This window comes from Candidatus Melainabacteria bacterium, from assembly GCA_016193285.1.
In the GTDB taxonomy this organism is placed as follows: Bacteria; Cyanobacteriota; Vampirovibrionia; order 2-02-FULL-35-15; family 2-02-FULL-35-15; genus JACPSL01.
The window spans coordinates 1-7,287 of the sequence record JACPSL010000014.1 but is presented as its reverse complement, the minus strand read 5'-3'; the positions used below and the strand labels follow the sequence as shown (position 1 = coordinate 7,287).

Here is a 7,287-nt window from a genome sequence, read left to right as displayed (position 1 = left end):
TTTATTTTCCAGTAATTCCTCAATATGGTTATTTCAAATGGCCTACAGAAAAATCTATTTTTCAGACCTAAAATGCTTTATTTGATCCCAATTCTGCATTCTACGAAAAAAATTAATTGTTAAGTTTTAAACTTGCGACAAGACATTGGAAAAGTAAAAATTGTAAGTGGAATATCTATTAATGAAATAAAACCACTTTTTTAATTTTAAGTTAATATTTTTGAAGCTCTGGTTTCCATTCATCTAAAATAGCACCTTCAACTGGACAAGCTGCTAAACAAGCCCCACAATCAATGCAGGTTTCATTATCAATATATGTATAATCTGTGTTTTTTGTATTTTTCTTTTTTTGTTTAGATGCTGAATCCTCTACCCAATGTATACAATCAACGGGACAAACTGGTATACAATCTGACTTTCCTTCACAAACATCACTTACAATCGTATATGACATTTTTCTCTCCTGTTTTTTTTCTTAGTAGCCACTATTAATAATAACCACACAAGCTAATTTTTGGTCAGAATATAAAAAAATTATAAAGATCAATAAACTACTGTTTAATGTTTAATTAACCAATTGTAATGTAGAATAACATCAACAATATTAAAAAGATAAGGTTTTTAGTTACAAATATATGATAAAAATTAAAACATAATGAACAGAAGGCTGATTAGCTAATTTTCATTTTATAAATATAATAGAGAGATAAAGAAAATGAACTTAAAGAAGGAGTTAATAAAAAAATGGCAAAAGTAGTTGGAATAGATTTAGGAACTACAAATTCTGTTGTGGCAGTAATAGAAGGTGGAAAACCTACAGTAATTCCAAATGCTGAAGGTAGCAGAACAACCCCTTCTGTTGTTGGTTTTTTAAAAAGCGGTGAAAGAGTTGTAGGACAAATTGCAAAAAGGCAAAGAGAATTAAATCCTGATAAGACAGTATCAAGTATAAAGAGATTCATGGGTCATACATATGAAGAGACAGAACAAGAAAGAAAATCTTTTACATATAAAACAAAAAAAGGAAAAGATAATGCTGTAGTAGTAGAAATAGAAGAAAAAGGATATACACCACAAGAAATATCTGCAATGATTTTAAGAAAGCTTAAAGAAGATGCTGAAAAATATATTGGAGAAAAAGTAACAGCTGCTGTAATTACAGTACCAGCATATTTTAATGACAGCCAAAGACAAGCTACAAAAGATGCTGGAACAATAGCTGGTTTGGATGTTTTAAGAATTATAAACGAACCAACTGCAGCTGCATTAGCTTATGGACTTGACAAAAAAGCAGATGAAACAATACTTGTATTTGACTTGGGTGGCGGAACTTTTGACGTAAGTATCCTTGAAGTTGGAGATGGAGTTTTTGAAGTTAAAGCAACAAGCGGTGACTCAAGATTAGGCGGAGATGATTTTGATCATAAAGTAGTAAATTGGATTGCAGATGAATTTCAAAAACTAGAAGGAATTAATCTTAGAAAAGACAGACAAGCACTTCAAAGACTTACTGAAGCAGCTGAAAAAGCAAAGATAGAGCTTTCATCTTTAATGGAAACAACAATAAGTCTTCCATTTATAACAGCTGATCAAAACGGGCCAAAACATTTAGAAATGAAATTAACAAGAGCTAAGTTTGAAGATCTTTGTCATGATTTATTTGAAAGAGTTAGAGGTCCAGTAAAAAGAGCTCTTGAAGATGCAAAATTAAGCACAGGACAAATTGATGAGGTGGTTTTAGTTGGTGGTTGTACAAGAATTCCTAAAGTAATAAATTTAGTTAAGGAACTAACAACTAAAGAACCAAACCAAGGAGTAAATCCAGATGAAGTGGTTGCTGTTGGTGCAGCTATTCAAGCCGGGGTTTTAGCAGGAGAAGTTAAAGATATTGTTTTATTAGATGTAACACCTCTTAGCCTTGGAATTGAAACTTTAGGTGGAGTATTTACAAAGCTAATTGATAGGAACACTACTATTCCTACACGCAAATCAGAAATTTTTAGTACAGCAGATGACAATCAAACAAGAGTTGATATTAAAGTTTATCAAGGAGAAAGACCAATTGCGTCTGACAATAAGCTTCTTGGCGACTTTCACTTAGAAGGGATACCACCAGCACCAAGAGGGATTCCAAAAATTGAAGTTACATTTGACATTGATGCCAATGGCATTTTAAGTGTAACTGCAAAAGATCAAGCAACTTCAAAAGAACAAAAAATTACAATTACAGCTTCAACAAATTTAACTAAAGATGAAATTGACAGAATGGTAAAAACTGCTGAATCCAACGCACAAGAGGATCAAAAGAAAAGAGAAGAAATTGAAGAAAGAAATAAAGCTGATAGCTTGGTTTACAGTGTTGAAAGACAGTTATCAGAATTAAAAGACAATGCCCCACTGGCTGAAAAAGCAAAAGTCGAGCAACTCTTAAATGAACTTAGACAAACACTTAAAGACAAGGGCAATATAAGTAAAATTAAAAGTTTAACAAAAGATTTACAAGAAGCTGCTTACGAGCTAGCTACAAAAGCATCACAAGCATCGCAAAAATCTCAAAGCACCCCAAGTGATCAAGAACCTGTTGGAGCCAAGAAATCATCAACTTCTTCATCAGATGATGAAATTATAGATGCAGAATTTAAACCTAGCAATTAATGTGAGTACACATAAAAAGTTATTTTTACTTACAACATTTACACTTGTCATTTCTTTATTTGCAGTTTATAAGTCTTATTCTCAGACTTCACAATCTTTGCCGCCTGAATTTGCTAACTTATCAGTAAACTCCAGAGCTATTGAAAAAAAGTTTGATTTTATAGTAGATAAAAATTCAAGTAATATTACCCAGAATCTAAACTTAGACAAAACAGGAGTTATATTGCATCTGCAAACATCTCCTAAAATTAAAGACAATAATACAAAACTAAAACTACTCTCAAGTGACAATGAGTTAATTGATGTACTTACATTTAAAGATACCCAAGGTTTTTTTAATCTAATAGATCCATCCAAAAGCTATTCAATCCTACAAGAAATTATGTCAGATTGTAATGAGTTAATTAAAAAATTTAATTTAAATCAAGAAAATACCATATGCCCAGATAGTCAAACATATAAGTTACTTGAAAACATAATGATAACTACAGACACAAGTTTTAAAATAAATTTATTTACACCAATTGAATTTTATAAAGTGAATCTCTCACTGCCTAACAACCTGCAAAAGTTAGATAGTGATTTTAAAACAGTTGGAATTAAAAACAATGAAGCAAGTATAAACACCATAAATCTTGCCAATCTTTTAATGAGTGGAGAATTTTGTTTCGTAAGTAGCACAAAAGTTAAAAATCCAATCAAATCTACAGATTGTTTTTTTAGCAATAAAAATATTCAAGTTATTACTTCTTTCTTCCCAAATAACAAAGATAACCTATCTCAAAATCTTGAACTTGTTTTCCCCTATATTTTTAACACCTTTAATAAACAAAACCATGAATATTTACTTAAATATAATGAAAATTTTCAAGGCTCAAATGAACCACAAGAAGTCAATAAAGACTCAAAAGATAAATTATTTTTAGAAAGCTACAACTTTAATTTAGTAACAAACCTTGGCCGAATACTTACTCCAAAGACAAGAGTTAAAAAAAATATTTATAGTTTAAACAATTCTATAGCTCTTGATCAGATTTTAAATAAAATTACTTTTAACATTCCACAAGAAAAATTAGAAGCAATTATTAATCCATTTACTGATACTTCTATTGATAGTGTTTTAACTAAACTAATTTTAAATAGTCAAAACTCTTTTTCTCTTTCAATAGACAACAACATAGTTCCTAAAGACTTACTTGATCCAGAGATTAAAAAACAAACAACCCAAAATAATTTACAAATATCTCTTTTCTTACCAGCTAATATATTTGACCTAATACTAAATAGAATATATTCGTCAGTAGAACAAACCAAAGCACCAAGTGTAGACGAAAAAGGGAAACCAATTGAAGTTGTTAATGATAAATCACGAGCAGATTTACAATTTTCAAAAAGCTTTGAAGGAATAGATCTCACACAACCAAATGCAAACATAACTCTAGATATCAATCCAGTTACACAAATACTAAATGATAAAGACTTTATAAATCAATTACCAATAACAGGTTTTTTAATCCCTCCTGATTTTAGGCCAGTAATTGAAGAAAATTACAGAGCAACAATAAGTTTTTCTATGACACTTAATCTTAAAAACAACAATATCCTTCAAATTAATTACTCAGATCTAAAAACAAAAGATGAATCCAAGTTTGTTAATTTCTTTAGTTTTAAGTTTCTACCACAAGGTAAATATCAAGCTAGTATAAAATTTGACGGTAATAGAGGTGCATTCTTTAAAAATGCCGGAGTGATTAAAGAAATAGCAAATAAAGCTTTATGATGGTAATTTGTAAGAAGTCAACAATAAGTATAATTAGTCTATATGATAATACTTTCAAGAAATTTAACATAAATATTAAAAAAAATTTAAATATGAGTGCAATGTAAAAAATTAATTGCATTATTTATGTAAGAAAAAGAAAGAGTTTTGTAAATTATGAAAACAGTTAATGTTACTAATTTAATTCGTCAAAGGACACTGCTAGGATGTCATTTTAGGCAAGAGGAACCGGAAACTCCTTTGGTAGCAGATAGCAGCGCTGAAAAAGCTTCTGGTGGGCCTGTAGGTGAACCAACTTCAGGCATTGTAGCAACAGTAACAAAAATTAAAGGAGATGATACATCAATAACTATAAAATCACCAGGGTCTATTACGGATAAATCAATTCCAGAACGATTACTTCAACTGACAACAGAACTTAATGGCATACTTAGGGTACATCAAAGAGGCAGATATGGTTTTGCATTAATTGAAGTTCCTGAAAGATCTACTGATGAACCTGCTTTTGCTTCTATTGTTTATGGTGACCTTATATTCGCTGAACAAGACTCAGTATATGAGGAGGAGTCAGATTGTTTCGATAAAAGAATTTCAGCTCTTTATCCTGGTAGAATTTCTAACCATTTTACTTTTTTAGGTGCACCAATAGACGAAATATTGAGATGGATTAGTCCATTAGAAACAGCTTTACCTACTAGCTTAGAAATTGGACAGCTGCTGTTGAATGGTAGAGTAGTTGAAGCTAAGAATGCACACCGACTTTTGTTAAATCAGTATCAAGAAACTCAAGTTAGAAACACAAAACAAGGTGCTGCACTTCAAGAAGCTCTTGAAGAGCTAAAAGATTCGAAAGAGGAACTAGCTACTATTTACACATTTAAGACTTACAAACAAGAGATGGCTACTATTCTAGAAAATTCTATACCAGTCCTTACTCAGTGTGGCTATCTACTAGACCCACCACCTGTAAGGTGTAGAGAAACATTTTTTACCAGAGAATACAACAAACTAGTAGCCGCTAGTAAGGAATTTTATAATTCAATTTATGACGGCATAACTTACCGAAGAAAGGAGGGAAGATCTGATTTAGAAAGATTACTATATAGTAAGGAAGATTTTCCAGACGACCCAGAAAAATATTTCACCTTTCAAAAAGACCATAAAGCAATCGGCCCATTGCAGTACCCTTGTTTTACACAGATGGAATTCTGCGCTCTAGCAATAAAAAATGTTCTTTTTAAGAACAAAGAACAAGCAAGCCAGAATGAAGAACATCTACGAAATTACATATCTTGTCCAAACGCACTGCAAACACACCCTTTTCGCACTCTTCTAAACACCACAAAAATGAGAACAAGAAGAGTGCAAGTGTTCCTTATACACCTTAAGTATGGTTTAGCTATTTCTTACGATCCAGATCTTCTAAAGAGAGTAACTAAGGTAACACAAAAAGAGATAGATGATTTGCTCTGGCTTCCAAGCTTAAGGCTTATAAACAACCTTGAAAAGGAGTATAAGCATAAGTAAAGTATAGGAAGAATCTCTTGAAGTAGTTACAGGCAGGTTTAATAAAATATGTTTTATAGTATTATCTCTTAGTTAAAACCAATCAAACTTAGCAAGGAATTTATTAATGATTATCATAATGGAGCCTGAAGCAAGCCAAGAACAAATTCAAAATGTTATTGATCATGTTTGTGCTCTTGGCATGAAGACAATAATTAATAAAGGTGTTATCCAAACGGTCATTGCTGCAATAGGTGAGACTTCAAAATATTCTACTGATCAATTTGAAATATTAGATGGGGTAAGAAAGGTTGAAAGAATTCAGGTTCCTTTTAAACTTGTAAGCAGAGACAGTCACTACAGTGATACAGTAGTAACTCTTGGAAAGAATGTAAAAATTGGAGGAGATAATTCACCAGTAATTATTGCAGGACCCTGCAGTGTAGAAAACCAGGAAAATCTTCTAGCTATAGCAAAAGTTGTGAAAGAATGTGGCGCCAAAATGCTTCGTGGAGGTGCATTCAAGCCACGAACCGGTCCAAGAGCTTTTGAAGGATTAGGGAAATTAGGTCTTGAATTTTTAGACATAGCCAGAAAAGAAACTGGACTAAAAGTAGTTACAGAAGTAATGGATGCTAGGGATTTAGATTTAGTAGCTGAGTTTACTGACATGCTTCAAATTGGAGCAAGAAACATGCAAAACTTTACCTTATTAAATGAAGTTGGCAGGATAAATAAACCAGTACTTTTAAAAAGAGGTTTGTCAGCTACGATTGAAGAATGGTTATTAGCAGCTGAAAGAATTATGGATAAAGGAAATGAGCAGATTGTAATGTGTGAAAGAGGCATAAGAACTTTTGACAATAAGTACACAAGAAATACAGCTGACATAGCAGCAATTCCAGTAATTAAAAAGCTATCACATCTTCCTATTATTTTTGACCCAAGCCATGCTACTGGTAAATGGCATTTAGTTCCTATTCTTGCAAAAGCTGCAATCGTAGCAGGTGCTCATGGCTTGATAATCGAGGTTCATCCTAATCCTGAAAAAGCTTTGTCCGATGGAGCACAAACACTTAATTTTGAGAACTTTAGAAAACTTACACAAGATATAAACAAATTGTTAGAAGTAATAAATTATGGGAAAATTTTAAGTTAATTTTTCTGGCCTTGCAAGAGATGTTCTACTGCTGGAGCCAGGTCTTCACGCAAGTTTAAAACTTAACAATTAATTTTTTTCGTAGAATGCAGAATTGGGATCAAATAAAGCATTTTAGGTCTGAAAAATAGATTTTTCTGTAGGCCATTTGAAATAACCATATTGAGGAATTACTGGAAAATAAAGA

General features: G+C 31.8%; 5 protein-coding genes. 4 read left to right on the top strand and 1 reads right to left on the bottom strand.

The features are described from left to right. Window positions 1–211: 211 nt before the first annotated feature. The gene (locus HYY52_03275; GenBank protein ID MBI2995713.1) at window positions 212–454 is read right to left on the bottom strand and encodes a 4Fe-4S dicluster domain-containing protein; all 243 of its coding nucleotides are present in this window, start codon (window positions 452–454) and stop codon (window positions 212–214) included. A gap of 290 nt (window positions 455–744) precedes the next feature. Here HYY52_03275 and dnaK point away from each other — a divergent pair, with 290 nt between their 5' ends. The 4 genes from dnaK to aroF all read left to right on the top strand — a co-directional run bounded on the left by dnaK (window position 745) and on the right by aroF (window position 7,100). Continuing rightward, entirely contained in the window at window positions 745–2,655 is a 1,911-nt protein-coding gene (gene dnaK / locus HYY52_03270; protein MBI2995712.1) for a molecular chaperone DnaK, read from the top strand. Further along, window positions 2,630–4,435, top strand: a complete 1,806-nt coding sequence (locus tag HYY52_03265; GenBank protein ID MBI2995711.1) for a hypothetical protein — start codon at window positions 2,630–2,632, stop codon at window positions 4,433–4,435. The genes dnaK and HYY52_03265 overlap by 26 nt, the downstream gene beginning before the upstream one ends. Before the next feature lie 156 nt (window positions 4,436–4,591). After that, window positions 4,592–5,962, top strand: a complete 1,371-nt coding sequence (locus HYY52_03260; protein ID MBI2995710.1) for a hypothetical protein — start codon at window positions 4,592–4,594, stop codon at window positions 5,960–5,962. A gap of 106 nt (window positions 5,963–6,068) precedes the next feature. Continuing rightward, entirely contained in the window at window positions 6,069–7,100 is a 1,032-nt protein-coding gene (aroF, locus tag HYY52_03255) for a 3-deoxy-7-phosphoheptulonate synthase (GenBank protein ID MBI2995709.1), read from the top strand. Window positions 7,101–7,287: the final 187 nt, after the last annotated feature.